Annotated in this window: 23 protein-coding genes; 11 read left to right on the forward strand and 12 right to left on the reverse strand. The window is 75.7% G+C overall.

Translation table 11 applies throughout. From position 1 onward, the window contains the following. Window positions 1-104: 104 nt before the first annotated feature. The 5 genes from ACFVU3_RS31515 to ACFVU3_RS31535 form a co-directional block, all read right to left on the reverse strand. Complete coding sequence (locus tag ACFVU3_RS31515; RefSeq protein WP_390071583.1) at window positions 105-1,211, reverse strand: glutamate--cysteine ligase; 1,107 nt, start codon at window positions 1,209-1,211, stop codon at window positions 105-107. A gap of 20 nt (window positions 1,212-1,231) precedes the next feature. Further along, the gene (locus tag ACFVU3_RS31520) at window positions 1,232-2,197 is read right to left on the reverse strand and encodes a TIGR03557 family F420-dependent LLM class oxidoreductase (protein WP_390071585.1); all 966 of its coding nucleotides are present in this window, start codon (window positions 2,195-2,197) and stop codon (window positions 1,232-1,234) included. Between the two features lie 141 nt (window positions 2,198-2,338). Then, window positions 2,339-2,611, reverse strand: a complete 273-nt coding sequence (locus ACFVU3_RS31525) for a hypothetical protein (RefSeq protein WP_390071587.1) — start codon at window positions 2,609-2,611, stop codon at window positions 2,339-2,341. A 198-nt stretch (window positions 2,612-2,809) separates the two neighbouring features. Continuing rightward, on the reverse strand, window positions 2,810-4,648 hold the full coding sequence (locus ACFVU3_RS31530; protein WP_390071588.1) for an ABC transporter ATP-binding protein: 1,839 nt from the start codon (window positions 4,646-4,648) through the stop codon (window positions 2,810-2,812). Between the two features lie 118 nt (window positions 4,649-4,766). Then, window positions 4,767-5,582, reverse strand: coding sequence for an alpha/beta fold hydrolase (locus ACFVU3_RS31535; protein ID WP_390071590.1), 816 nt, complete (start codon window positions 5,580-5,582; stop codon window positions 4,767-4,769). 244 nt (window positions 5,583-5,826) lie between these two features. On the opposite strand from ACFVU3_RS31535, the gene katG reads away from it, so the two are divergent. Next, window positions 5,827-8,016, forward strand: a complete 2,190-nt coding sequence (gene katG / locus ACFVU3_RS31540) for a catalase/peroxidase HPI (protein ID WP_390071592.1) — start codon at window positions 5,827-5,829, stop codon at window positions 8,014-8,016. A 109-nt stretch (window positions 8,017-8,125) separates the two neighbouring features. Here the strand turns inward: katG and ACFVU3_RS31545 are convergent, their stop codons facing one another. Then, window positions 8,126-8,425, reverse strand: coding sequence for a hypothetical protein (locus tag ACFVU3_RS31545; protein WP_390071594.1), 300 nt, complete (start codon window positions 8,423-8,425; stop codon window positions 8,126-8,128). A gap of 156 nt (window positions 8,426-8,581) precedes the next feature. On the opposite strand from ACFVU3_RS31545, the gene ACFVU3_RS31550 reads away from it, so the two are divergent. Beyond that, window positions 8,582-9,895: an ROK family transcriptional regulator gene (locus tag ACFVU3_RS31550; protein WP_390071596.1), complete on the forward strand. Its 1,314-nt coding sequence runs from the start codon at window positions 8,582-8,584 to the stop codon at window positions 9,893-9,895. A 20-nt stretch (window positions 9,896-9,915) separates the two neighbouring features. On the opposite strand, the gene ACFVU3_RS31555 is transcribed toward ACFVU3_RS31550, so the two are convergent. Beyond that, on the reverse strand, window positions 9,916-11,448 hold the full coding sequence (locus ACFVU3_RS31555; RefSeq protein WP_390071598.1) for a TerD family protein: 1,533 nt from the start codon (window positions 11,446-11,448) through the stop codon (window positions 9,916-9,918). A gap of 135 nt (window positions 11,449-11,583) precedes the next feature. After that, window positions 11,584-12,000: a hypothetical protein gene (locus ACFVU3_RS31560; protein ID WP_390071600.1), complete on the reverse strand. Its 417-nt coding sequence runs from the start codon at window positions 11,998-12,000 to the stop codon at window positions 11,584-11,586. A gap of 297 nt (window positions 12,001-12,297) precedes the next feature. On the opposite strand from ACFVU3_RS31560, the gene ACFVU3_RS31565 reads away from it, so the two are divergent. The 4 genes from ACFVU3_RS31565 to ACFVU3_RS31580 all read left to right on the forward strand — a co-directional run bounded on the left by ACFVU3_RS31565 (window position 12,298) and on the right by ACFVU3_RS31580 (window position 15,407). Further along, on the forward strand, window positions 12,298-12,840 hold the full coding sequence (locus tag ACFVU3_RS31565; RefSeq protein ID WP_390071602.1) for an SRPBCC family protein: 543 nt from the start codon (window positions 12,298-12,300) through the stop codon (window positions 12,838-12,840). A 97-nt stretch (window positions 12,841-12,937) separates the two neighbouring features. Further along, on the forward strand, window positions 12,938-13,093 hold the full coding sequence (locus ACFVU3_RS31570) for a hydrophobic protein (RefSeq protein WP_390071604.1): 156 nt from the start codon (window positions 12,938-12,940) through the stop codon (window positions 13,091-13,093). A 157-nt stretch (window positions 13,094-13,250) separates the two neighbouring features. Further along, complete coding sequence (locus tag ACFVU3_RS31575; RefSeq protein WP_390071605.1) at window positions 13,251-13,730, forward strand: carboxymuconolactone decarboxylase family protein; 480 nt, start codon at window positions 13,251-13,253, stop codon at window positions 13,728-13,730. Window positions 13,731-13,907: 177 nt separating this feature from the next. Next, window positions 13,908-15,407, forward strand: coding sequence for a SulP family inorganic anion transporter (locus tag ACFVU3_RS31580; RefSeq protein WP_390071606.1), 1,500 nt, complete (start codon window positions 13,908-13,910; stop codon window positions 15,405-15,407). 43 nt (window positions 15,408-15,450) lie between these two features. On the opposite strand, the gene ACFVU3_RS31585 is transcribed toward ACFVU3_RS31580, so the two are convergent. Beyond that, window positions 15,451-16,035, reverse strand: a complete 585-nt coding sequence (locus ACFVU3_RS31585) for a GNAT family N-acetyltransferase (protein ID WP_390071608.1) — start codon at window positions 16,033-16,035, stop codon at window positions 15,451-15,453. A 228-nt stretch (window positions 16,036-16,263) separates the two neighbouring features. Here ACFVU3_RS31585 and ACFVU3_RS31590 point away from each other — a divergent pair, with 228 nt between their 5' ends. From ACFVU3_RS31590 to ACFVU3_RS31600, 3 genes are all read left to right on the forward strand, one after another. After that, on the forward strand, window positions 16,264-17,016 hold the full coding sequence (locus ACFVU3_RS31590) for an ABC transporter ATP-binding protein (RefSeq protein ID WP_390071610.1): 753 nt from the start codon (window positions 16,264-16,266) through the stop codon (window positions 17,014-17,016). 5 nt (window positions 17,017-17,021) lie between these two features. Next, on the forward strand, window positions 17,022-18,392 hold the full coding sequence (locus tag ACFVU3_RS31595; RefSeq protein WP_390071611.1) for an FtsX-like permease family protein: 1,371 nt from the start codon (window positions 17,022-17,024) through the stop codon (window positions 18,390-18,392). Window positions 18,393-18,642: 250 nt separating this feature from the next. Next, entirely contained in the window at window positions 18,643-19,839 is a 1,197-nt protein-coding gene (locus tag ACFVU3_RS31600; protein WP_390071613.1) for a sensor histidine kinase, read from the forward strand. Window positions 19,840-19,948: 109 nt separating this feature from the next. Here the strand turns inward: ACFVU3_RS31600 and ACFVU3_RS31605 are convergent, their stop codons facing one another. Genes ACFVU3_RS31605 through ACFVU3_RS31615 form a run of 3 tightly spaced genes read right to left on the reverse strand, consistent with a single transcriptional unit; the run spans window position 19,949 to window position 21,454 of the window. Beyond that, a complete protein-coding gene (locus ACFVU3_RS31605; RefSeq protein WP_390071615.1) occupies window positions 19,949-20,617 on the reverse strand; it encodes a response regulator in 669 nt (222 codons plus the stop codon). A gap of 7 nt (window positions 20,618-20,624) precedes the next feature. Next, on the reverse strand, window positions 20,625-21,014 hold the full coding sequence (locus ACFVU3_RS31610) for a MazG-like family protein (protein ID WP_390071616.1): 390 nt from the start codon (window positions 21,012-21,014) through the stop codon (window positions 20,625-20,627). Between the two features lie 53 nt (window positions 21,015-21,067). Continuing rightward, a complete protein-coding gene (locus tag ACFVU3_RS31615; RefSeq protein WP_390071618.1) occupies window positions 21,068-21,454 on the reverse strand; it encodes a VOC family protein in 387 nt (128 codons plus the stop codon). A gap of 322 nt (window positions 21,455-21,776) precedes the next feature. Between ACFVU3_RS31615 and ACFVU3_RS31620 the strand changes: the two genes are divergently transcribed. Further along, the gene (locus ACFVU3_RS31620) at window positions 21,777-22,655 is read left to right on the forward strand and encodes an ABC transporter ATP-binding protein (protein WP_390071620.1); all 879 of its coding nucleotides are present in this window, start codon (window positions 21,777-21,779) and stop codon (window positions 22,653-22,655) included. Continuing rightward, window positions 22,655-25,228 (forward strand): FtsX-like permease family protein, encoded by a 2,574-nt coding sequence (locus tag ACFVU3_RS31625; RefSeq protein WP_390071622.1) that lies wholly within the window; start codon window positions 22,655-22,657, stop codon window positions 25,226-25,228. The genes ACFVU3_RS31620 and ACFVU3_RS31625 overlap by 1 nt, the downstream gene beginning before the upstream one ends. Window positions 25,229-25,257: the final 29 nt, after the last annotated feature.

Below are 25,257 nucleotides of genomic sequence, written 5' to 3' on the forward strand. Positions count from 1 at the left end.
CCAGCGAAGAGATACTCCCTTATAGGGGCAAAAGGCCCATAACGTCACATCAATCGCATCGGGCGCAGACACCGCCCCGCGCCCGGGCACGGGCGTCCGTGCGGTCAGCCGGCTCCGGCCGTGATCCGGGCGCAGGCCCGGACGACGGCGCCCAGGTCCCGCCGCTCCTCGTACAGGGCCCGCTGGCGCTCGGCGCCGCCACCCTCGGCGAGCAGGCGGGTCAGGCCGCGGCGGACCAGACCGAGGTCCCCGGCGTCCCGCAGCGCCGCCTCGGTGTGCTCGACGAGGGCGCCGAGGACCACCTCGGCGGGGGCCGCCCGCAGGGTGCGGGGGTCGAGGAGCGGTCCGGCGAGCCCGGAGCGGGCGGCCCGCCAGGAGGCGAGCCGGAGCACGGCGCACGGGAGGTCCGGCACCGGGGCGCCGTCCCGCCAGTCGCGGGCGGCGGTCTCCACCAGGCCGCGGACGAGCGCGGCCACGACCACGGTGGTGTCCGCCGCGAGGCAGACGTCGGCGACGCGGATCTCCACGGTCGGGTTGGAGTGCGAGAGCCGGGCGTCGAAGTAGACCATCCCCGGGTCGCGCAGGACGCCCGTGGCGATCATCTCCCGCACGCGCGCGTGGTAGCCGTCGGCGCCGCCGAAGGGGTCGTACGGTCCGGCGGACGGCCAGCGGTTCCACACCCGGCTGCGATAGCTGCCGTAGCCGCTGTCGCGGCCCTGCCAGAAGGGGGAGTTGGCGCTGATCGCGTTGAGCGGGGCGAGCCAGCCGCGGATCCGGTCGAGCACGCCGACGCCCTCCTCGTCGGAGGAGACGGCCACGTGGACGTGACAGCCGCAGGTGAGCTGCTCCTGGGTGGTCAGCGCGAACTGCTCCGCCATCCACCGGTAGCGGCGGCCGAGGTTCAGGGAGGGCTGGACCGGCACCGGCGAGGTCGCCAGGGCGGCGACCAGGGCACCGGCCCCGCGCGCGTGCCGGGCGACGTCGGCGCGCCGCCGGACGACCTCCGCGCGCACACCGTCCATGGTGCGCCGCGGCCGGGTGGCGAACTCGACCATCTCCTGGTGCAGCTCCTTCTCCAGGGCCGCGTCGTCCCGTCCGTCGTCCCCGTCCGCCGCGGCGGCCGCCAGCACCGCCGTGGAGAGCGCCAGCGGCTCCCCCGTCCGCTCGCTCACCAGGAGCAGTTCCTCCTCGACCCCCACCGTGCGCGTCACCGCGTCCTCCGTCGCCGCCGTCACGCCGCCCGCAGGGCGGGCAGCAGAGTGGTCCCGGCCCACTCCAGGAAGGGGCCTTGGTGGTCACCCCCGATCTGGACGAGGGCGAGGTCGGTGAAGCCCGCCCGCCGGTAGGCCGCGGCGGCCTCGACCACGGCGCCGGGGTCGTCGCCGCAGGGGATCGCCCGGGCCACGTCCTCGGGGCCGAGGTGCGCGGTGGCCTGGGCGAAACCCGCCGGCAGCGGCAGCTCGGCGTTGACCCCCCAGCCGCCGAGGGACCAGCGGAACTGCGCGTGGGCGCGGGCCACCGCCGCGTCGCGGTCGGTGTCGTAGCAGAGGGCGAGCTGGCCGATCCGGGGCTTGCCGGAGCCGCCGTGCCGCGCGAAGTCCTCGGTGAGCTCCCGCCGCGGCTCGACGGCGACGAGGAGGTCGGCGAGGCGGCCGGCGAGCGCGCAGGAGCGCGGCCCCGAGGCGGCGACGCCGAGCGGCGGCGGCCGGTCGGGCAGATCCCAGAGGCGGGCCGCGGTCACGTCGAAGTGGCGCCCGTGGTGGGTGACGTACGCGCCGGTGAACAGGGCGCGGATGATGCCGACGGCCTCCTCCAGGCGGTCCAGGCGGTCGCGGGCGGAGGGCCAGCCGACGCCGGCGACGTGCTCGTTGAGGTTCTCGCCGGATCCGAGGCCCAGCCGGAAGCGGCCCTCGGAGAGGAGCTGCAGCGTCGCCGCCTTCTGCGCCACGACGGCCGGGTGGTAGCGGAAGGTCGGGCAGGTCACGAAGGTCATCAGGGGAATGCGGCTGGTGGCCTGGGCGGCCGCGCCGAGCACGCTCCAGGCGTACGGCGCGTGGCCCTGGGCGTCGAGCCACGGGAAGGAGTGGTCGGAGATCACGGAGAAGTCGAAACCGACACGTTCGGCCTCGACCACGTGATCGACGAGCGCGCGGGGGCCCGCCTGCTCGGTCATCATCGTGTAGCCGAAATCCGTCATGCGCGGCGCCTTGCCGGAGGCGGCCCGTCGTAAACGGAGGCAAGTCCACCGGGTACGAGGGGAAGTCCGACGGCCGGCCCGCGCGGGCCGGCCGTCGCGCCCGTGCTCCCCCCGGCGGCGGGCCGCCGGGGGGAGCACGGGTCATTCCTGGAGGGGTGCCGCCGCGACCCTGACCGGGCCGACGACGGTGAGGGGTATCCGGACGTTCTCGCAGAAGCGGCGCACGCGCGAGAGCACGCTCAGCGAGGCGGGGGTGGGGTCGGCGGTGGAGAGCTGGACCCGGACGTGCCGGGGCCGGTGGGCGAGGGCCAATGCCTGGGCCTCCAGGTCGGCCGCGGATCGGCTGGTGAGAGCGAGGTCGCCCGGGAGCGACAGGTGCAGGACGCCCTCCTCGAAGGCGTGGCCGATGAGCATGACCGCCTCCTTCCGTCGTACGCCGTCCCACCGCCCGGAAGCGGTGGGACGGACGGTTTCCGTCAAGGCGTTGTGCCGGGCACGCTGCCACCAGGCTGGCAGACGCGGACCGTGTCCGCACCCGCACGGCCCGCAGCCCCCGGAACCGCCGGACGGGGCGAACCCGCTGGTCGGGGCGGTGCCGGCCGGGTGCTTCCGTCAGCGGGACACGGTGGCCCCCGGACCGGTCCGCCCGGCCGCGTCGTCGTCGGCGTCGAGGAAGCCGCCCGACTGGTGCTGCCACAGCTTGGCGTACGCGCCCCGCGCCGCCAGCAGCCGGTGGTGGTCGCCCTGTTCGACGATCCGGCCCCGGTCGAGGACGACGAGCCGGTCCATGCCGGCGACGGTGGAGAGCCGGTGGGCCACGACGAGCGCGGTCCTGCCCTCCATGAGCCGCCACAGCGCGTCCTGGACGAGGAGTTCGCTCTCCGAGTCGAGGGCGCTGGTCGCCTCGTCGAGGAGGAGGATCGGCGCGTCCCGCAGGATCGCCCGGGCGAGCGCCACCCGCTGCCGCTGCCCGCCGGACAGCTTCACCCCCCGCTCCCCGACCAGGGTGTCGAACCCGTCGGGCAGCCCGTCGGCGAACTCGGTGACGTGGGCGGCCTCGGCGGCCCGCCGGATCTCGGCCTCGGTGGCCCCGGGCCGGGCGAAGGCGATGTTCTCCCTGAGGGTGCGGTGGAACATCGCCGGATCCTGCGGCACGGAGGCGATGAGACCGCGCAGGTCGGACTGGCGCATGCGGCTGATGTCCTGACCGCCGATCAGGATCCGCCCGCCGTCGACGTCGGTCATCCGCAGCAGCAGCCGGGTCAGGGTGGTCTTGCCGCCGCCGGAGCGGCCGACGAATCCGACCTTGGTGCCTCCGGGCACGTCCAGGTCGAGCCCCTCGAAGAGCGGCTTCGCGCCCCGGTGGGCGAAGTGCACCCCCTCGAACCGGACGTGGCCGGACGGCCCGGCGAGCGGTTCGGGGGCGGGCGGGTCCACGACGGTCGGCGGTTCGAGGAGGAGCTCGGTGAACTGGGCGGCCTCCGTCATGGAGCTCTCCAGACGCCGGTAGATCTGGTTGAACTCGAACATGATCCGGGTGGCGTTGGCGTAGTACGTGAACGCCACGATGATCGCCTCCACACCCCGCTCCCCCGCGCCGAGCATCAGGGCGAGCACCAGCCCGAGCACGTTGGTGAGGACGGAGAGCGGCGCGACCAGGGTGTCGATGCGCAGGTTGCCGTAGTCCCAGGAGCGCAGGGTGATCCGGCGCGACTCGCCGACCCGGGCGCGGTGTTCGGCCGCCTCCCGCTCCTCGGCGGCGAAGGAGCGGACGCTGTCCATGTTGGTGAGCACGTCGGCCACGTGCCCCGACACGCGGGCGATGGCCTGCTCGCGGTCGGCGACGATGCGCTGGCGGCGGCGGACGAGCGGGAACACGCACACGGCGGTGAGCGCGATCATCACGAGGAGGCCGACGACGAGCAGCGGGTCGTACTGCCAGAGGACCACGGAGGCGAACAGCAGGGGCACGAGGCTGCCCATGACCTGGAAGGTCAGGGTGTCGACGAAGTCCTCGAAGCGCGCGGCGAAGCTGATGACCCGCTTGGTGAGCGAGCCCGCGAAGTTGTCGTGGAAGAACGCCGCGTCCTTGGCGAGGAGTTCGTCCATCCCGACGACGTAGAGGTGCTCGATGCCGCGGGCGTCGAGCCGGTTGAGGCAGTGGAACCCGACCCGCCACAGCGCCTCGCCGACCAGCAGGACGGCGGCGAAGCCGAGGGCGTAGGGCAGGACCTGGTCGAAGGTGGTGGAGCCGCCGTCGGCGACCCGGCCGACGAGCTTGGCGACCACGAGGGGGGCGAGGTACTGGATGCAGATGTTGCCGAGCGCCGGCATCAGCAGCGCGGGCGCGGCCACCCGCCGGAGCCGGACCAGCTCTCCCCCGTAGTGGCGGAGAGCGAGGCGGATCGAGCCCTTGCCCGGTCCGCCGCCGCGTTGTTCAGACGTTCCCATCACGACCTTCCGTCGTCGTTCCGACACGTTCGGTGACGGAGTGTGGCGGAGGACGGACCGGGAGGTCCACGGGTTTTCCGGCCGGGAGCGCGGCGGGCGGGCCGGGCGGGGGCACGGCTCAGGCGCGCAGCGCGGCGGTGAAGGCGGCGAGTTCGCGCACCACCCGGTCGGGGTCCTCCCAGTACACGACGTGGCCGGCGCCCTCGTGGACGAGGAACCGGGAGTCGGGGATCGCGTCGAGGAGGAGCTGCTGGTCCGAACGGGTGAGCAGCGGGTCGCGGTCGCCCCAGACGACGAGGGTCGGGACGAGGATCCCGGTGAGCGTGGCCGCCAGATCGGTCTCCAGGAGTCCGCGCAGGGTCTCGCGCCAGACGCGGGCCGGGGCCTTGAGGCTCTCGTCGACCACGGTCTCCAGGAAGCCGGGTGCCACCCTGCCGGCGGCGAGCCCGCGGGTGAACTCCGCGGCGAACGCCCGGTCCACCGGGTCCCCCAGGGCCTGGACGGTCTCCCAGAGGCCGGTGACACCGGGCTTGTCGGCCAGCAGGGCGGGGACGCCGAGGAGGACGAGGCCGGCGACCCGGTCGGGCCGGCGACCCGCGACGATCCGGGCCTGGACCCCGCCGCTCGATCCGCCGACGAGGACGGCCCGCTCGATGCCGAGGTGGTCGAGGAAGGCGACGAGGTCGTCGGCGAAGTCGTCGGGGAGGTAGCCGTCCTCCGGCCGGTCGGCGTCGCCGTGGCCGCGCTGGGTCGGCGCGTAGGCGTGCAGGGCGGACGGCAGGGCGCGCAGCATCGGCTCGAAGGTCCACCAGGAGTCGGCGTAGCCGTGGACCAGGACGAGCGGCGGTCCGCTCCCGGGCCGGCCGGCCTCCGCGTACGGGAGCGTCGGGCGCCCGCCGCCGAGGACGGCCCGGTGCACGGCGACGACGGCCATCGGCGTCCTCCTCGTCGCTCGCCTTTCCCGAACCGCGGACTTCTCCAGCGTAGGGAGGCGATTCCGGGGGCTCAACAGGAACGCCTCCCGAACCGTCGGACCGCCGTTCCGCCGTATTCCGCGCGGCCCGGCCCTGCGTGTTCACGTGGCCGCGAGGATCCCGGTGCGCGACCATACGGACGCGCCGTCGTGAGAATCCCGGCCGGCGGCGGGAAAGAGCGAGCACACAGGAAGAAGGCCGTACGTGACCGGCAGCGAGAGCGAGAACCCGGTAATTCCCTCCCCCAGCCCGAAGGACACCCGGCCCCGGACCAATCGGGACTGGTGGCCGAATCAGCTGGACCTCTCCGTACTCCATCGGAACGATCCTCAGGCCGACCCCCTCGACCAGGACTTCGACTACGCGAAGGAGTTCTCGGGCCTCGACGTCGACGCACTGAAGCGGGACGTCATCGCCCTGATGACGGATTCGCAGGAATGGTGGCCGGCGGACTACGGACACTACGGTCCGCTTTTCATCCGGATGAGCTGGCACGCGGCCGGCACCTACCGCATCGCCGACGGCCGGGGCGGCGGCGGAAGCGGCGCGCAGCGATTCGCTCCGCTGAACAGCTGGCCCGACAATGCCAGCCTGGACAAGGCCCGGCGTCTTCTCTGGCCGGTCAAGCAGAAGTACGGACAGCGGATCTCCTGGGCCGATCTCCTGGTATTCGCCGGTAACTGCGCGATGGAATCGATGGGGTTCAAGACCTTCGGATTCGGATTCGGCCGCGAGGACATCTGGGAGCCCGAGGAGATCTTCTGGGGCCCGGAGGACACCTGGCTCGGCGACGAGCGCTACAGCGGCGACCGGGAGCTGAAGGGCCCGCTCGGCGCGGTACAGATGGGCCTGATCTACGTCAACCCGGAGGGCCCGAACGGGAACCCGGACCCGCTGGCCGCCGCCCGCGACATCCGCGAGACCTTCGCCCGGATGGCCATGGACGACGAGGAGACGGTCGCGCTCATCGTCGGCGGCCACACCTTCGGCAAGTGTCACGGCGCCGTGAACCCCGAGTACATCGGCCCGGAGCCGGAGGCCGCGCCGATCGAGCAGCTGGGGCTCGGCTGGAAGAACTCGTACGGCACGGGCGCCGGCGACGACGCCCTCACCAGCGGCCTGGAGGGAGCCTGGACCAACAACCCGACCACCTGGGACAACGGCTTCCTCGACAACCTCTTCCGGTACGAGTGGAAGCTCACGACCAGCCCCGCGGGCGCCCAGCAGTGGAAGCCGGTCGAGGCGGCCGCCCAGGACACCGTCCCGGACGCGCACGACCCGTCGAAGCGGCACGCGCCGATGATGCTGACGACCGACCTGTCGCTGCGGATGGACCCGGTGTACGGGCCGATCGCCCGCCGCTACCACGAGAACCCGGAGCTGCTGGCGGATGCGTACGCCAGGGCCTGGTACAAGCTGCTCCACCGTGACATGGGGCCGCTGTCGCGCTACCTCGGCCCGTGGGTCCCGGAGCCGCAGCTGTGGCAGGACCCGGTGCCGCCGGTCGACCACGACCTGGTCTCCGACGAGGACATCGCCGCCCTCAAGGAGCGGATCCTCTCCTCCGGGCTGACCGTGCCCCAGCTGGTCACCACCGCCTGGGCGTCGGCGGCGAGCTTCCGCGGCACCGACAAGCGCGGCGGCGCCAACGGGGCCCGGATCCGGCTCGCGCCGCAGAAGGACTGGGACGTCAACGACCTGCCGGAGGTGGCCGAGGCGATCGGCGCCCTGGAGGCCATCCGGGAGGAGTTCGCCGCCGGACGGACCGACGGTACGCGGATCTCGCTGGCCGACCTCATCGTCCTGGGCGGCTGCGCGGCGGTCGAGCGGGCCGCGAAGGACGCGGGCCACGAGGTGACCGTGCCGTTCGCCCCAGGGCGGACGGACGCCGCGCAGGAGGAGACGGACGTGGCGGCGTTCGCGGTGCTCGAACCGCGCGCCGACGGCTTCCGCAACTACCTGCGGCCGGGCGAGAAGCTGTCGCCGGAGACGCTGCTGCTCGACCGGGCCAGCATGCTCACGCTGACCGCGCCGGAGATGACCGCGCTGATCGGCGGCATGCGGGCGCTCGACACGGGGCACGGCGGGGTGCGGCACGGCGTGTTCACCGACCGTCCGGGCAGCCTGACCACCGACTTCTTCGTCAACCTGCTCGACATGGGGACGGAGTGGAAGGTCTCGGAGACCGACGAGAACGTCTACGAGGGCCGGGACCGGGCCTCCGGGCAGCTGAAGTGGACGGGCACCGCCGTCGACCTGGTCTTCGGCTCCCACGCCCAGCTGCGGGCCCTGTCCGAGGTGTACGCCGCGAAGGACGCGGGCGCGAAGTTCGTCCGTGACTTCGTCGCGGCCTGGTCGAAGGTGATGAAGCTGGACCGCTTCGACCTGCGCTGACGCGCCGGCCGGCCCGGCACCCGGCCGGGACGAGCCGGCGCCCGGACGGTCGTGCTGCGGCCGTCCGGGCGCCGGAGTCGTGCGGGGCGCGCCCGCGGGTGGCGGTGCGTCAGGTGGAGATCTCGGGGAGCAGCCCGGCGACCGGCGCCGCCTGGTCGGTGAGCTGGTGGAGCTGGTGGAGTTCGCTGAGCCGGCTCAGTCCGCCGAGCTGCTCGCCGACGCCGGGGTAGGAGGCGCGGGCCTCCTCCGTCATGCCGGTGGTGGCGAGGGCGTCCAGTTCGGCGATCGGGCTGATCGGCGGTCCGAGCGGTCCCGCGGGGGCGGCGACGGCCTGCGTGGCGGCGCCGCCGAGGCAGGAGAACGCGGCGGCGACCGCGAGGACCGAGGAGATGCGTCGAGGTGAGGTCACACCTCCTCAACGGAACGTTCCGCCGGGGGACACGCGACGGGCCCCGGCGTCCTCCGAACGGGCCACGGCCCGCGGTCCCTCCGTCCCCGTCCCCGGGCCCGGGGGCGCGTTGTAGGGTGGCGACCGGACCGAGGCCGATGCGCGTGCGGAGGGCAGTTGACCGAGCTCGTCCGCGGCACCCCCGGCCTCGTGCGGGCGGTCAACGACCGCGCCGCCCTGCATCTGCTGCTCCGTCAGGGGCCCCTCACCCGACCCGAGATCAGCCGGCTGACCGGGCTGTCCAAGCCCACCGCCTCCCAGGTCCTCGCCCGCCTCGAACACGCCGGACTGGTGGTCGGCAACGGGCTGCGCACCGGCCTGCCGGGCCGTGTCCCGGAGACGTACCGGGTCAACCCGGCGGCGGCCTACGTGGCGGCCGTGGACGTGACCCCGGAGTGGATCGCGGTGCGGGCGGCCGACATCACCGGCGCGGTGCTCGGCGAGGCCGAGGCGCCCGCGCCCGCGGGGGCCGGCCGGGAGGAGCTGGTGGCGGCGCTGCGCGCGGCGCTCGGCCGGATCCCGACGCCGGGGCCGCCGCGGCGGGTGGTGGTCGGTGTGCAGGGCGCGGTCGACCCGACGACCGGCCGACTCGCCCACGCCAGCGAGGAGGACATGGCGGCCTGGCTCTTCCCCGACGTGGAGCGGACGCTCGGCGAGGCCCTCGGGCTCCCCGTCCGGATCGAGAACGACGTCAACCTCGCCGCCGTCGCCGAGCGGGCGCACGCGGCGGCCGGCTGCCCGGACTTCGTGCTGCTGTGGGCGGACGAGGGCCTCGGCGCGGCCCTCGTCCTCGACGGGCGCCTGCACCGGGGCCACTTCGGCGGCGCGGGCGAGGTCGGCTACCTGCCCCTGCCCGGTGCGCCGACCGCACGGGAGGCCGGTGACCGCTACGGCCGCCACGGCTACCAGGAGCTGGCGGGCGGGGACGCCGTACGGGAGCTGCTGCACGCCCACGGGGTGCCGGGAGCGGACTTCGCGGAGGCGGTGGCGGAGGCGGTGCGCCGGGCCGGATACGGGCCGGCGGCGGACGGCGTGGCGGAGCCGCTCCCGGCGCCGGACGGGGTGGCGGAAGCGCCCCCGGCGTCGAGCGGGGCCGGGGCGGCGCAGGCCGGGACGGCGGGTGACGGGGCCGGGGCGGCGCGGGCCGCGCTGGGGCTGGTGGCGGCGCGGCTCGCCGCCGGTCTGGCGTCGATCGTCACCGTCGTGGACCCCGGGCTCGTGGTCCTCGCGGGCCGGCTGTGCGCGGCCGGCGGCGAGCCGCTGCGCGCGCTGGTCGAGCGCGAGCTGCGGGTCCTGGCCCACTCGCGGGCCCGGATCCGGCTGTCGGCGGTGACCGGGAACCCGGTGCTCGCCGGCGCCCTGGAGCTCGCCCTGGCGGCGGCCCGCGACGAGGTGTTCGGCGGGCCGCCACCGGTCGGCCGGAGCTTCTGAGGGCGTCCCGCGGGCGGGCCTCAGCGGCCCCGGGGGAACCAGCTCCCGCGGTCGGCCGGGGCGGGGGCCTGCCAGGGGTTCGCGGGGGCCCCGCCCGCGAAGAGCGGGCCGGAGCGCGGCTGGACGCGCTTGAGCCGGGCGCGCCACGGGCCGTCCGCCATCTCGAACTGGACGAGGAGCGGGCCCTCGGTGAGCGGCACGGTCTCCCGCCGCTTGCCGATCTCGTTGACGACGTTCTCGTCGTCGGGGAGCGCGGAGTGGTCGTCGTGGCCGGCCAGCTCGAAGACGTTCACGATGAGGTTGTCGTCGCCGCGGTAGTGGATCGCCAGGTCGGCGACGCCACCGGTGTGCAGCAGCACGTCCGGGCCGCGGAACTCCCCCTCCTGCTCGGTCAGCCGCCGGGCCGAGGCGAGCGGCGAGACCTCCACCCGCCACGGGCCCTCGGCCTCCAGGCGGAACCGCAGGGTGCCGTGGGCGGGGACAGTGGCGAGGACCCGGCCGAAGTAGTGGTCCTCGGTGCTGCTGACCAGGTCGTCCTGCTCCTTGTTCCGCCGGTCGAGGACCGTCAGGCCCGTGTAGCCGGCGTCCGGGACCTCCAGCTGGACGACGACGGGGCCGGGCGGCAGCCCCTCGACGGTGATCACGTCGTTGTCGCGGCCGGTCTGGACGTACGGGGCGAAGACCGGCCCGTAGGCCCACACGTCGTCCTGGGCGGGCGTCACGGGCGCGGCCGGGGCGGGCGGCACGGGCGCGGGGGCGCCGTACGGGGCCTGGGCGGCCGGGACGGGAGCCGCCGGGGACCGCGGGGGTACGGGGGCGGGCGGCGCGAACGGTGCCGGCGTGAGCGGTGCCGGGGCGGGCGCGGCCGGCGGGGGCGCGAAGCCCGGGACCTGGGCGGGCGCGGCCGGCGGGGGCGCGAAACCCGGGACCGGGGCGGGCGGAGGGACGCCGGGGCCGGAGGCGGCCGGTGCGGGCGGCGGCGCGAAAGCGGGCACGGGGGCCGGAGGCGCGACGGCGGGTGCCGGCGGCTGCGGCGCGGGGGCCCGGGGCGTCTCCGCGCCGGCCACATGGACGCCGTGGTCGGTGGCCAGGCCCTCCAGGCCGTCGGCCCAGCCCTGGCCGACGGCCCGGAACTTCCAGCCGCCGGCCCGCCGGTAGAGCTCGGCGAGGACCATCGCGGTCTCCCCCGCCGCGTCCGTCACGTCGTAACGGGCGACCGGTGTGCCGTCGGGGGCGAACGCCTCCACACCGAGCCCGGGCACGTCCCGGAGGGCGCCGCGGTCCGTGGAGCCGACGACGAGGATCCGGGCGACGTCGGGCCCGACGGCCGGCAGCCCGATCTCCAGCCAGTCGCCGCCGTCCTCGGCGCGGGTCAGCCGCACGGCGCCGTCCGGGTGCGCGTGCCGGCCGTGGAAGACCACGTCGGCGTCGCCCCGGACGAGCCCCCGCTCGGTGAGGAGGAGCGCCATGGCGTCCGTTCCCCGGCCGCGCACGGCGATCCGCAACGGCACCGAGGGCACGAAGCCGTTGCCCCCCTTGATCAGCGTCGTCATCGCGCTCGGACCCTTCCCCTCGTGTCCCCACCCTGGTCCATCGGGGAAGATCCTCCGCGACGCGCCCGCCGACGACAAGTGCCTTCCCCACGCCCGCCGCCGGCCGTCGCCCGCGTGCGACGGGCCGCGCGCGGTCTACCCGGCGTGGAACCTGCTGAGGGCCCAGATCGCGACGATGTCGAGCGTCATCACGGTGATCGACCACATCGGGTAGTACGGGATGAACATGAACTGCGAGATCAGGCTCACCGCGCCCAGGGCCACACCGGCCCCTCTGGCCCAGCCCTTGCCGAGCAGCACCCCCAGGCCGGCGGCGATCAGCCCGACGCCGATCACGACGTGGATCCAGCCCCAGGCCGTCAGGTTGAACTGGTAGACGTAGCGTGACGCCCTGAAGATCGTGTCGTTCGCGATGCCGGCAGCGCCCAGGGCGATGCTCAGGCTTCCGCTCAGCTCCAGAGCGATGCCGGCGAAGAGGGACGAGCCGGGCACCCCCCGGGCGTCGCGGTGCTCCGCCGAGGCGTGTCGCACACCGCCGGGTGTCTCCGCCATGGTCGCCACCTTCCTGACACTGCGGCCGTCCCCGCGCACTTCTGTGCGCGGGGGCCGCTCTCTCGTGACAGCCACAGCCTCGCGGGGTCACCCGTACCCCGCGACCGGGACCGGCTGTCCGGGTGAAGGCCGCGACCGGGGCCGTACCGCGCGGTGACCGGGGAACGGGACGGCGTCCTCGCCCCGGTGCGTGAGGCGAGGCGCGGTGGAGCGGGCTTCCGCGAGTGCCCCGCCCCGCAAGGGGCAGAGGCGGGGTGTGAGGCCGGATCCGTCCGGCCGCGCGAGGAGGTGACGACGGTGGTCCACGACACCATCCGGGTCGACGCGCCGCTGCGGCGGGTGTACGACCAGTGGACGCAGTTCGAGGAGTTCCCGCGCTTCATGCACGGCGTGGTGGCGGTGGACCAGACCGACGCGCGCCATCTGCACTGGCGGACCGGCATCGCCGGGATCCGGCGGGAGTTCGACACCGAGATCGTCGACCAGCTGCCGGACGAGCGCATCGCCTGGCGGACCGTGGGCGGCGAGGTGCGCCAGCGCGGCGTCGTCACCTTCGAGGCCGTCGACGCCACGCACACGCGCGTGCGGCTGGTGATGGAGCTGGAGCCCGAGGGGCGGGCGGTGAAGGCTGCCACGGCGCTCGGCGTCGTGTCGAGCCGGGTCTCGGGCGATCTCCGGCGCTTCAAGGACTTCGTCGAGGACCGGCACGCGGCGACCGGCGCCTGGCGCGGCCGGCTCCGGCCCGTCGACGCCGGACGCTCTGCCGGGCCACCGGCGGGTCCCGTACCGCCCCCTCCTCCCGACTCCCCCGCCGGGCAGCGGCCGACGCCGCCGCGCTGAGCCCGCCCGGCCGGGTCCCTCCGGGCCCCGGCCACCCTCCCCGTCCCCCGACATCCGCTTCATGTCATCCGCTTCATGTCATCCGAAAGGCTCGGTCATGGTCCCTCTTCTGCTCGTACTGCTGCTGATCCTGGTGCTCTTCGGCACCGGCTTCGCCGTCGAGGCTCTCTGGTGGATCGCCCTGGTGGTGCTGGTCCTCTGGGTGCTCGGCTTCCTGTTCCGAGGCTCGGGTTCGCGGTGGTACCGCTGGTGACCCGGGTCCTTTCCCGACCGCCGGGAGCCCGTCGCCCACAGCGGGAGGCGGGCTCCCGGCCACCCGGAAGGCTTTTAGTTTGATTTTCAACCATCACTCGGGGGATGATGTCCGCACGACCCGCGGCAGGCGCGGGGCGACCGTGAAGGAGCGGACAGTGAGCGACGCCGTGGCGGCACCGGCCGGGCAGCGGATCTTCCTCGACAAGCAGACGCCGGACGCCTACAAGGCGTACGTCCGCACCGCCCAGACGGTCCGGGCCGCCGCCGACGAGGCCGGGCTCGACCGGATCCTGGTCGAGCTGGTGAACCTGCGCGTCTCCCAGCTCAACGGCTGCGCCTACTGCCTCGACACGCACACCCGCGCCGCCCTCACCGCCGGCGAGACCCCCCGCCGCCTCGGCCTGCTCGCCGCCTGGCGGGACACCCAGGTCTTCACCCCGCGCGAACGGGCCGCCCTCGCCCTCGCCGAGGCCACCACCCACCCGGCCGACGCCGACGCCCAGGAGCGGGCCTACGCCGAGGCCCGCGAGGTCCTGGACGACGCCGCGCTCTCCGCCGTGATCTGGGTGGCCATCACCATCAACGCCTTCAACCGGGTGTCGATCCTCAGCAAGCACCCGGTACGGCAGGTCTGACGGCCGGCGCGGCACCCGGGCGGTTCCGCCCGATCCGGATCCGGTCGAACAGGCGGCCGGATCCTGGGCGCCGGGCCAGGTAAAGTCTCCGGGTCGCCCGAGCCGCCGAGCCGTCGCCCGGGGCTCGCCCTCCCTCGTACGACAGGTCCTCCTTCCTTGCCTTCCGCCGTCGCCCCCATGGCCGCCCCTGCCCCGGTCCGCTCCCGGTTCCGCTCCCGGAAGCCCGACTGGCTGCGCGACCCGCGGGTGTGGCGCACGGAGGTGCTCGCGGGGCTCGTCGTCGCCCTGGCGCTGATCCCGGAGGCCATCGCCTTCTCGGTGATCGCCGGGGTCGATCCGGCGATGGGACTCTTCGCCTCGTTCACGATGGCGGTCACGACGGCGATCGTCGGCGGACGGCGGGCGATGGTCTCGGCCGCCACCGGTGCCGTGGCGCTCGTCATCGCCCCGGTCAACCGCGAGCACGGCGTGCAGTTCCTGATCGCCACGGTCGTCCTCGCCGGCCTCTTCCAGATCGCGCTGGGGATCGTGGGGGTGGCGAAGCTGATGCGGTTCGTCCCGCGGCCCGTGCTGGTCGGCTCGGTGAACTCGCTGGCCGCCCTGGTCTTCCTCGCCCAGCTCCCCGAGACCCGGAACGTGCCGATGGCCGTGTACGGGCTGATCGCGGCCGGGATCGTCCTGCTGGTGCTCTTCCCGAAGGTGACGACGCTGGTCCCGGCCCCGCTCGTCACGATCGCCGTCCTGACCCTGGTGACGGTGGCCGCGGGGATCGCCGTGCCGACCGTCGGCGACCGCGGCGCGCTGCCGTCGGCGCTGCCCGTCCCCGGCCTGCCCGACGTGCCGTTCACCCTGGACACGCTGGCGACGATCGCCCCGTACGCCTTCGCCGTCGCCCTCGTCGGGCTGGTCGAGTCGCTGCTCACCGCGAAGCTCGTCGACGAGCTCACGGACACGCCGTCGAGCAAGACCCGGGAGTCGGTCGGGCAAGGCGTCGCGAACGTCGTCACCGGTCTCTTCGGCGGGATGGGCGGCTGCGCCGTCATCGGCCAGACGATGATGAACGTGAAGGTCGCGGGTGCCCGGACCCGGGTCTCCACCTTCCTCGCCGGCGTGTTCCTGATGGTGCTGTGCGTGGTGCTCGGGCCGGTGGTCTCCCGGATCCCGATGGCCGCGCTGGTGGCGGTCATGGTGATCGTGTCGGTCGCCGCCTTCGACTGGGAGTCGGTCGCCCCGCGCACCCTGCGGAAGGCCCCCGTCGGGGAGACCGTCGTCATGCTGGTCACCCTCGGCTGCGTCCTGGTCTCCCACAACCTCGCCCTCGGCGTCGTCGTCGGCTCGGTCACCGCCACCGTCGTCTTCGCCCGGCGGGTCGCCCGGCGCACCACCGTCACCTCCGTCACCGACCCGGACGGGACGAGCGTGGTGTACCGGGTCTCGGGCGAGCTGTTCTTCGCCTCCGCCGAGGCGTTCGCCGACCGCTTCGACCACGCCGGGGACCCGGACCGGGTCGTGATCGACCTGTCCGCCGCACAGGTCTCGGACGCGTCGGCCGTCGCCGCCCTGGACGCCGTCGAGGCGGCGTACGCCCGGCGCGGCAAGACCGTCGAGATCACCGGCCTCGACGCGGCGGGCACGGCGCTCCGGGACCGCCTCGGCGCTGCCCCGGACAGGGCCTAGCACCTCCCCCGCACCTGCTGGCGGCCGTGGTGGCCCCGCCCGTTCAGGCGTCCCGGGTGCGGGCGTGCAGGTGCATGTCGTGGCGGCCGTCGTCGTGGAGGGCGGCGCTGCGCCTGGTGCCCTCCAGGAGGTAGCCGGCCCGGGTGGCCACCCCGCACGAGGCGTGGTTGCGGGTCGAATGGTCCAGCTCCAGGCGGTGGAAGCCGGCCTCGTCCAGGGCCCAGGCGGTGAGCGCCCCGAGGCCGCGCGTCGCCACGCCGGCGCCGCGGGCGGCCGGGAGCACCCAGTACCCCACGCAGGCGATGCCGTCGTCGAAGTCCAGGCCGCGCAGCGCGATCCTGCCGAGCACCTCGGCGCCGTCGCGGGTGATCGCCCAGTGGCCGCCCCGCTCCGCCGTCCAGTCCTGGCGATAGGCGTCGAACCACTCCAGGACCCGCGCCTCGGAGGAGGGCCTGCGGGTGTGCCAGCGGCGGGTCTCCTCGTCCTGGTACGCGGAGAGGAAGGCGGGGGCGTCGGCGTCCTCCCAGGGGCGCAGCAGCAGCCCGCCGGCGGCGGGGACCAGGGGTTGGGGGGAGCCGCCGAGCACGCCGGGGGCGATGACGGGCGGTGTGGAGAAGTCGCGGGTCATGGACCATGATCGTCCGCCGTCGGCGGTGGGTGTCAACCGTCGGCACCTTCCGCTCTGCCCTCGGCGCCTTCCGCCGGACCCGGGGTCCGATCACCCGAGGTCCCGCCCCGGCCTCGGAGTACGGCCGCCCGGTGTGCCTCCGCCGGACCGGGGGTTCGGTTTCCCGAACCCCCGGTCCGGGTGCGGGCACCATCGACCGTCGTTCCCCCGTCCGCCGAGGATGAGGGCATGATCGAGACGGCGAGGGACATCGGGACGGAAGCCGCCGCGCGGGCGGAGGACCTGCACCGCGTGTACGGGCGGGGCGCGGCGGCCGTACGGGCGCTGAACGGGGTGTCGGTGGCGTTCGCGCCCGGCACGTTCACGGCGGTGATGGGGCCCTCGGGCTCCGGCAAGACCACCCTGCTGCACTGCCTCGCGGGGATGGACCGGCCGACCCGGGGGTCGGTCCGGTGGGGCGGTACGGAGATCGCGCGGCTGCCCGAGCGGCGGCTGGCGGAGCTGCGGCGCAGCCGGGTCGGGTTCGTCTTCCAGGGATTCAACCTGATGCCGGCGATGACCGTCGCGCAGAACGTCGAGCTCCCCGGCCGGCTCTCCGGCGAACGCCCGGACCGGGGCCGGGTGCTGGACGCGCTCGCCCAGGTCGGGCTGGCCGGGCGCGCCCGGCACCGGCCCGGGCAGCTGTCGGGCGGACAGCAGCAGCGGGTGGCCATCGCCCGGGCGCTGGTCGCCCGGCCCCGGGTGCTCTTCGCCGACGAGCCGACCGGCGCGCTCGACCGGGCGACCGGGCACGAGATCCTCGGCCTGCTGCGGACCGGGGTGGACCGGGAGGGGCAGACCTGTGTGATGGTGACCCATGATCCGGTCGCCGCCGGGTACGCGGACCGGGTGCTGCTGCTCGCCGACGGCGTGGTGGTCGACGAGCTCGACCGGCCCACCGCGGCCCAGGTGGGCGAGCGGCTGAGCCGGCTGGGCGGGTGAGCCGGATGGTGACGCTCGCCCTCGGCCCGCTGCGCCGGCGCCCGGCCGCCTTCGCCGGCCTCGCCGTCGCGCTCTTCCTCGCCATCGCCACCGTGACGACGTTCGGCCTGCTCCTCGCCGCCGAGCTCACCGCCGGGCCGGATGTCCGGGGGACGGTCGCCGGGCCAGGCCCGATGGTGATCGCGGGTGCGTTCGGGGAGATCGCCGTCCTGGTCGCGTTCTTCGTCGTGGTGAACGCGCTCGGCTTCGCGCTCCGGCAGCAGCACCGCGAACTGGCCCTGCTGCGCACCATCGCGGCCACGCCCCGCCAGGCACGGCGGCTGGTCCGCGGCCAGGTCGTGGCGACGATTCTGCTGATGACCGCGCCGGGCTGGGCCGTCGGCGCGTGGGCGGCGCGCCGCTTCCTCGCCGAGCTCCAGCGCCGGGGCATGGCCGCACCGGGTCTGCGGGTGCCGGAGACCCTCCTGCCGATGCTGGTGGCCCTGGCCGCCGCCCTCGTCGTCGGCCTGGCGGCCTCGGCCGTCGCCGCCCGGCGCGTCTCCCGGATCGCGCCCGCGGCCGCCCTCACCGCGAGCGCGACCGAGCAGGGCCGGACGGGGGCGCTTCGGCTGCTCGCCGGCGCCGGCGCGCTGGTGGGCGGCGGTCTGCTGCTGCGGCTGGCGGCGACACGGCCGGTGGACGAGGCGGACAAGGCCGGGCAGGCGGCGCTGCTGGGCTCGCTGGTGCTGCTGGTCGCGGTCGCCCTGCTCGGCCCGCTCGCGGCCCGGCTGCTCGCGACCGGTGCGGGAGCGCCGGTCCGGCTCCTGGCGCCGCGCGCGGGGTGGCTCGCCGACGCCAACCTGCGCGGATACGCGCGACGGCTGTCGTCCGCCGTGGTGCCGGTCGCGCTGCTCGTGGGCCTGTCGGGCACCATGTCGATCATGACAAGCACCGCCGCGCACGCACCGGGCATGGCCGGGACCGGCGTCACCTCGGCCACCGACGGCTGGCTGCGCCAGTGCGAACTCGCCCTGCTGATCTGCTTCGCCACCGTGTCCACGGTCAACACCCTGATCGCCGTGACCTCCGGCCGGCGCCGCGAGTTCGCCCTGCTGCGGCTGGTCGGCGCGACCTCGTCCCAACTGCTGCGCATGCTGACCGCGGAAGCCGTCCTGACGACGGTGGTCGGCGTCCTGCTCGGCGCCACGGTCGCGGGCGCCGCGTCCGCCGCGTTCAGCACGGCGGTCACCGGCTCGCCGGTCCCGGCCGTCCCGGCGGCCACCTGCGCCTGGATCGTGGCGGGCGCCGCCACGCTGACCGTCCCGGTCATCCTGGCCACCGGGCTGCGGGCGATCCACGGGCCGGCGGCGGCCCGTGTGGGAGGGGACGGTGACTGAACGGGAGGACGGCCCGGCACCCGGACACGGGAGCGCCGGATCCGACGGGGGCACGGGCCGCGCGTGCACGGGCCGCGTGGGCCCGGCCGGGGACGGCCCGGTCCGTGCAGGGCCGGACGGCGCGCGGTCCCGCACCGCGCCCGTCCCCGGCGCGGAAGCGGGAAGGGCGGAGACGGGAAGGGCGGGGGCGGCGGAGACGGGCAGGACCGGGGCGGCGGAGACGAGGGCCGCGCGGCGGAGCCGGTACTCCGTGCGGGGCGGCGAGTGGGCCTTCGCCGTCGTCGGACTGCCGTTCGCGCTGCTCTGCGGCGTGTACGCGATCGCCGTCCTGTACGCGGGCGTGCTGCTCTCGCTGACGGTGCTGGGGCTGCCGTTCGTGGTCGCCGCGCTGCGGGGCGCGCGCGGTCTCGGCACGCCGCACCGGTGGCTGGTCGGCCGGCTGCTCGGGGAGCGGGTCGAGGCACCGTCCCGGCCTCCGCGAGCCACGGGCCCGATCGCCCGAGGGCGGGCCGTGCTGACCGACCCGGTCGGCTGGCGGACGCTGCTCTACCTGGTGCTGCGACTGCCGCTCGGCGTCCTGGGGTTCGCCGTGGCCGTGGCGCTCCCGGCCGGCTGCGGCTGGCTGATCGGTTTTCCCCTCTGGGCCCGGCTCCTGGAGCCGGAGCCGCGGCCGTTCGGCTGGGCGGACGCCGTCTCCGTACCCCTGGGGCTTCTCCTGCTCGCCGCGCTGCCGGGCGCGATCAGGGCGCTGAGCCGCGCGAACCGGCGGCTCGCCGGTGCGCTGCTCGGCCCCGCCCCCGCGCAGCAGCGGGTCAGGAGGCTGGAGTCGGCCCGCGCCACCCTGCTCGCGGAGAACACCGACCGGCTCCACCGGCTGGAGCGGGACCTGCACGACGGGACCCAGGCCCGGCTGGTCGCCCTCGCCATCACCCTCTCGCTGGCCGACGACGCCCTCGCGCCCGCCGCGGGCCCGGACCTGGCACGGACGCGCTCCCTGGTGGAACGGGCCCGCGGCCAGACCGACGACACCGTCGCCGAACTCCGGCGGCTCACCCGGGGCATCCGGCCGGTGGCCCTCGACGGCGGCCTCGCCCAGGCGCTGCCTGGCCTCACCGCCACCTCGCCGGTGCCGGTCGCCGTCCGGCTGGATCTGCGGGAGCGCCCGGATCCGGCGGTCGAGCGGGCCGTCTACTTCTGCGCCGCCGAACTGCTCACCAATGTCGCCCGGCACAGCGGCGCGACCGGGGCCGAGCTCCTGGCGAGCGCCTCGGAGGGGCGGGTCCTGCTGACCGTGCGCGACGACGGGCGTGGGGGTGCGGCGCCCGGCGCCGGCACCGGTCTGGCGGGCCTGGCGGAGCGGTTGGCGGCGGTGGACGGCGTCCTCGCGGTGGACAGTCCGCCCGGTGGCCCGACCACGGTCACCGCCGAACTGCCGGCGCGCCTCTGAGCGGTACCCCCGTCCCTGAGAGCCCTGCCTGGCCGCCGCGTCCGCGAACGGCGCTGCCCGGCCGTCGCGTCCGCGATCGCGGTGCCCGGCCGTCGCGTCTCGGCGGTGCTCAGCCGGCGCCGCTCTCCGCCAGGTACGCCAGGACGGCCTTCACGCGCCGGTTGTCGGTGTCCGTCGCGCGCAGCCCGAACTTCACGAAGACGGCGGCGACGTGCTTCTCCACCGCCCGCTCCGACACCACCAGCGACGCGGCGATGGAACGGTTGGAACGGCCCTGGGCCATCAGCTCCAGCACCTCGCGCTCGCGCGCCGTCAGCGCGTCCACCGGGCCGCGCCGCCCGCCGCGCATCAGCCCGGTGACCACCTCGGGGTCGAGAGCCGTGCCGCCGTCGGCGATCCGGTGCAGCGCCGCCACGAACTCGTCGGTGCGGGCCACGCGTTCCTTCAGCAGATAGCCGACGCCGGCCGCTCCGCCGGCCAGCAGCCGGGAGGCCCAGACGGTCTCGATGTGCTGGGAGAAGACCAGGATGCCGACCTGGGGGGTCCGCGCCCGGATCTCGACGGCGGCCCGGATCCCCTCGTCGGTGTGGGTCGGCGGCATCCGGATGTCCACCACGGCCACGTCGGGCCGGTGCGCGTCGACCGCGGCGACCAGTTCGGGTGCCGTCCCGGCGGTGGCCACCACCCGGCAGCCGCGGGCGCCGAGCAGTTCGACCATGCCGTCCCGCAGGACGACGGAGTCCTCGGCCAGGACCACGCGGAGCTGTCTGTCGATCACGACTCCATTATCGGGCCTGGTCGCGGGGGATCTCCGGCGCCCGCCCGTCCCCGCCCGGCGCGGCTCCCCCGCCGGGCGGTGCCGGGGGAAGGGAGCGGTCCGCCACCCGCCGGAGATGGCCGGCGAAGACCTCGGCCGCGTCCGGGGTGAGGGTGCGCAGGGCGACCATGGCGGTGATGACGACGTCGCAGAGTTCGGCCTCGACGTCGCCCCAGCTGTGGCTGGTGCCCTTGCGGGGGTTCTGCCCGGTCGCCCCGATCACCGCCTGGGCCGCCTCCCCGACCTCCTCGGAGAGTTTGAGGACACGGAGCAGGATCTCCTGTCCGGGCGGCAGGTCCTGATGGTCCGTGAGCCAGTCGTGGAGGCGGGTGACGGTGGCCCAGGTGTCGTCGGTCATGGCGGAAGCCTGCCCGTACGGAGCGGACGGCACCCGGGCCGCGGGGGGGGTGGCTACGCCTGCTGGTCCTGCGGGTACCAGCGGAGCTCGACCGTGTTGCCGTCCGGGTCCTTCACGTAGACGGACTGGGCCGAGCCGCGGGCGCCCCAGCGCGGGACGGGGCCCTCCAGGACGTCGAAGGCGCCGGAGTCTATGACCTCCTGCCAGTCGAGCGGGTCGACGACGAGGCAGATGTGGTCGACGTTGGACTCGCCGCGGGGCCGGGAGAAGAGGTCGATGACGGTGCCCTCGTCGATCCGGACGGACGGGAACGGCACCTTGCCGGCCCGCCACTCCTCGACCCGCTCCGGCGCGAGGCCCAGCGGGCCGGTGTAGAAGGCGAGGGCCCGCTCGACGTCGGTGACGTTGAGGACGAGGTGGTCGAAGGCTTTCACGCGCATGCGGTGTCTCCCGTGTTCCGTTCGGTGGTGCCGGTACGACGGGGGCGGCCGACGGCCGCGGCACACGTCCGCGCCCCTCCGCCGGACGGCCGCGCGTCCCCGCGCTCCGTGACCGGTCCGCACCTCCCCCGTGCAGGTAGTGCCTATCACGGCCGGCCGGCCCCGCCCCACCCCGTTTCCGTCTGCCGTCAGGTCCCTGCGGCCGGCCGGAGGGACCGGGGTGGGGAAATCCCCCGTAATGATCCACCTGCCGCCGCCATGGTTCCTGACCTGCGCTTTTCCGTACGTTCGGGAGAAGACACCCCGAACGAGCGGAGACACCATGCGCCTGCGACGCGGCGGCACGCGACGCGACCCCGTACGAGACCCGGCGGAGCGGCCCGCGGCCGGCGGACGCCCGGCCGGGCACCCGGCCGGGCACGCCGTCGAACTCGACGGGGTACGGAGGCAGTACGGGCGGGGCGACGGCGCCGTCCACGCGCTGCGGGGCGTCGACCTGGCCCTCCCGCACGGCAGCTTCACCGCCGTGATGGGGCCGTCGGGATCGGGCAAGTCGACGTTCCTCCAGTGCGCGGCGGGGCTCGACCGGCCGACCGCCGGGTCGGTGCGTCTCGGCGGCACGGAGATCACCGGGCTCGGCGAGAACCGGCTGACCGAACTGCGCCGCAGCCGCCTGGGCTTCGTCTTCCAGGCGTTCAACCTGCTGCCCTCGCTCACCGTCGAGGAGAACGTGCTGCTCCCGATGCGGCTGGCCGGGCAGCGCCCCGACCGGCGGCGGGCGGCCGGGCTGCTGGCCCGGGTGGGCCTCGACGGCATGGCGGGACGCCGGCCGTCGGAGCTGTCCGGCGGCCAGCAGCAGCGGGTGGCGCTCGCCCGCGCGCTCGTCACCCGGCCCGACGTCGTCTTCGCCGACGAGCCCACCGGCGCGCTCGACACGACGACGGCGGCCGAGGTGCTGGCGCTGCTCCGCGACGCCGTGGACGGCCTCGGCGCGACGGTCGTCATGGTCACCCACGACCCGGTCGCGGCGGCCTGGGCGGACCGGGTGCTGTTCCTCGCGGACGGATCGATCGCCGGCACCCTGGCCCGGACGACGCCGGACCGGATCGCGGCCCGGATGGCGAGCCTCCCGGGCGCCGGACGGCGGGCCGAGGCCCTCGCCGGAGCGGCCGGACCGGCCGGCGCGGCGGTGACGCGCTGATGCTTCCTCGCAGGTCCTCCCGCCCGTCCTCCCGTACCTCTCCTCGCACGTCCCCCCGTACGTCCCCTCTCCCCTCCTCCCGTACGCGCTCCGGCGGCGGCCCCGCCCGGCGGTCGTTCCGCCCCAACGGACTCGCCCGCGCGGCCGTGCGGTTCAAGCCGTCGTCCTTCGTGGGCACCTTCGTCGCGCTGCTCCTCGCGGCGGCCGTCGTCTCCGGCTGCGGGCTGCTCCTCCAGACCGGGGTGACCGCCTCCGTCCCGGCCGGGCGGTACGCGGGCGCGCCCGTGGTGGCCGCGGCCGACCAGGAGGTCCACATGACCGTGCGCCACGGCGCGGAGCGGTCCGTGGAGTCGGCCGCCGTGCCGGACCGGGCGCGGCTCGACGCCGCCCTGGTGCGGACGGTGGAGCGGGTGCCGGGCGTGGCCCGGGCGGTGGGCGATGTCGCCTTCCCGGTGCGGGTGGTCACGCCGGGGGCGGGGGCGTCGGCGCCGCTGACCGCCTCCGGCTGGGGTGCGGCGTCCTTCACCGGGGCCGGACTCGTCTCCGGGCGCGCCCCGGGAGCGGGAGAGGCGGTGGTCGGGGGCGCGGACGCGCGGGTGGGCGGCCGGGTCGTGCTGCGGACGCCCGCCGGTGAGCGGGAGTTCACCGTGTCCGGGACCGCCCGCGGTCCGGGGGTGTGGTTCTCGGACGCCGGGGCGCTCGCCGTCTCGGGGCATCCGGGGACGGTCGACGCCGTCGCGGTGCTGCCGGAGCGGGGGGCGGACGCCGGTGCGGTCGCCGCCCGCGCGGCGGAGGCGCTCGGCGACCGGGCACGGGTGCTGACCGGGGACGACCGTGCGCTCGCGGAGGGCTCGGCGCTGCCCGCGGCGCGTGCGCTGCTGACGGGCCTCGGGGGGTCGTTCGGCGGGGTCGCGGCGCTGGTGGCCGTCTTCACGGCGGCGGGGACGGTCGCCCTGTCGGTGGGCCAGCGGAGCCGTGAGTTCGCGCTGTTGCGGGCGATCGGGGCGACGCCCCGGCAGCTCCGGCGGTCGATCGCGACCGAGGCGCTGCTGGTGGCCCCGCTCGCCGGTGTGCTCGGCTGCCTGCCCGGGACGGCGCTGGCGGTCTGGTGGTTCGGGGAGCTGAAGGCGAAGGGGGCGGTGCCGGAGGGCCTCGGTCTGGACCGGGGCGTGATCCCGTACGCGGTGGCCGTGGGCGTCGTGGTCGTCACCGCGCTGCTGGGCGGGCTGCTCGCGGCGCGGCGGCCCTCGCGGATCGAGCCGGGCCGGGCGCTGGCCGAGTCGCGGGTGGAGCAGGCCGGGGCGGGGCCGGTGCGGACGCCGCTCGGGATCCTCGCGCTGGTCGGCGGGACGGTCCTCGCGGGCGTGTCGGCGGGGCTGTCCGGCGACGACGCGGCGAACACGGCCCTCGGGGTGGTGTTCCTGTACATGCTGGGCGTCGCGCTGCTCGGACCGGTGGTGGCCCGGGTGTGCGCGGGGCTGGCCGGGACGGTGCTGCGGCGGTCGGGCGCCGCTGGTCATCTGGCCGCCGCCAACTCCCGTACGAACGCGCGGCGGCTGGCCTCGGCGATCACCCCGATCGTGCTGGCCACGGCCTTCGTCTCGACCCTGCTGTTCCTCCACACGAGCACCGACCGGGCCGCCGAGCACCAGCGGCGGGCGGGGCTGACCGCCGACCACGTCGTGGCGGACCCGGCCGGTCTGCCGGCCGACGCGGCGGCGCGCGCGGCCGGGGCGCCCGGGGTGACGGCGGCCGTGGCGGTGGGGCGGACGTCCGTCCTCGTGCCGTCCGGCGTGCTCTTCTCCGCGGCGTCCGCGCAGGCCGTCTCCGGCGATCCGTCGCCGGTGCAGGACCTCGGTGTCCGGACGGGCGACCTGGCGGCGCTGCGGGCGGGCACGGTCGCCGTCGACCAGCGGCTCGCGGACGCGGCCGGCGTCCGGGCCGGCGAGCGGATGACGCTGCGGATGCCGGACGGCGCCGAGGCGAAGCCGCTGGTGGTGGCCACGTACGCGCGGGGGCTCGGGATCGCCGAGGTGACGCTGCCGGCGTCGGACCTGGCGGGCCGGGTCACCTCCCCGTACGCGACGGAGGTGCTGGTCCGGGGCGGTACGGGCGAGGGCCTGGAGGCCCTGGGGACGGTGACCGACGGCGCCGGGCGGGCGGCCGCGCGGAGCGTGGACCAGGAGCTGAACGCCTGGGCGAACCGGGTGATGGCCACCGTCCTGGGCGGTTTCGCGGCGGTCGCCGCCGCCAACACGCTGGTGATGACGGTCCTGAACCGGCGCCGCGAGCTGGGCACGCTGCGGCTGATCGGCACGACCCGCCGCCAGGTGCTGCGCATGATCCGCTGGGAGGCCCTGCTGGTCGCGCTCGGCGGCCTGGCCCTGGGCACGGGCATCGCGCTGGCGACGCTGGTCCCGATGACGCGCGGTCTCACCGGCGAGGGACCGTACGTGCCGCCGCTGCTGTACGGCTCCCTCGCGGCCGGTGTCGTGGTGCTCGGCCTCGCCTCCACCGGGCTGCCGGCGCGCGCGGCGCTGCGCGGGGGCGCGGGCGGGAGGCCGGGCCGCTGAGGCCGGCGCGGCCCCCGGCGGGTGGGGGC

Source organism: Streptomyces sp. NPDC058052, assembly GCF_042885515.1.
GTDB lineage: Bacteria > Actinomycetota > Actinomycetes > Streptomycetales > Streptomycetaceae > Streptomyces.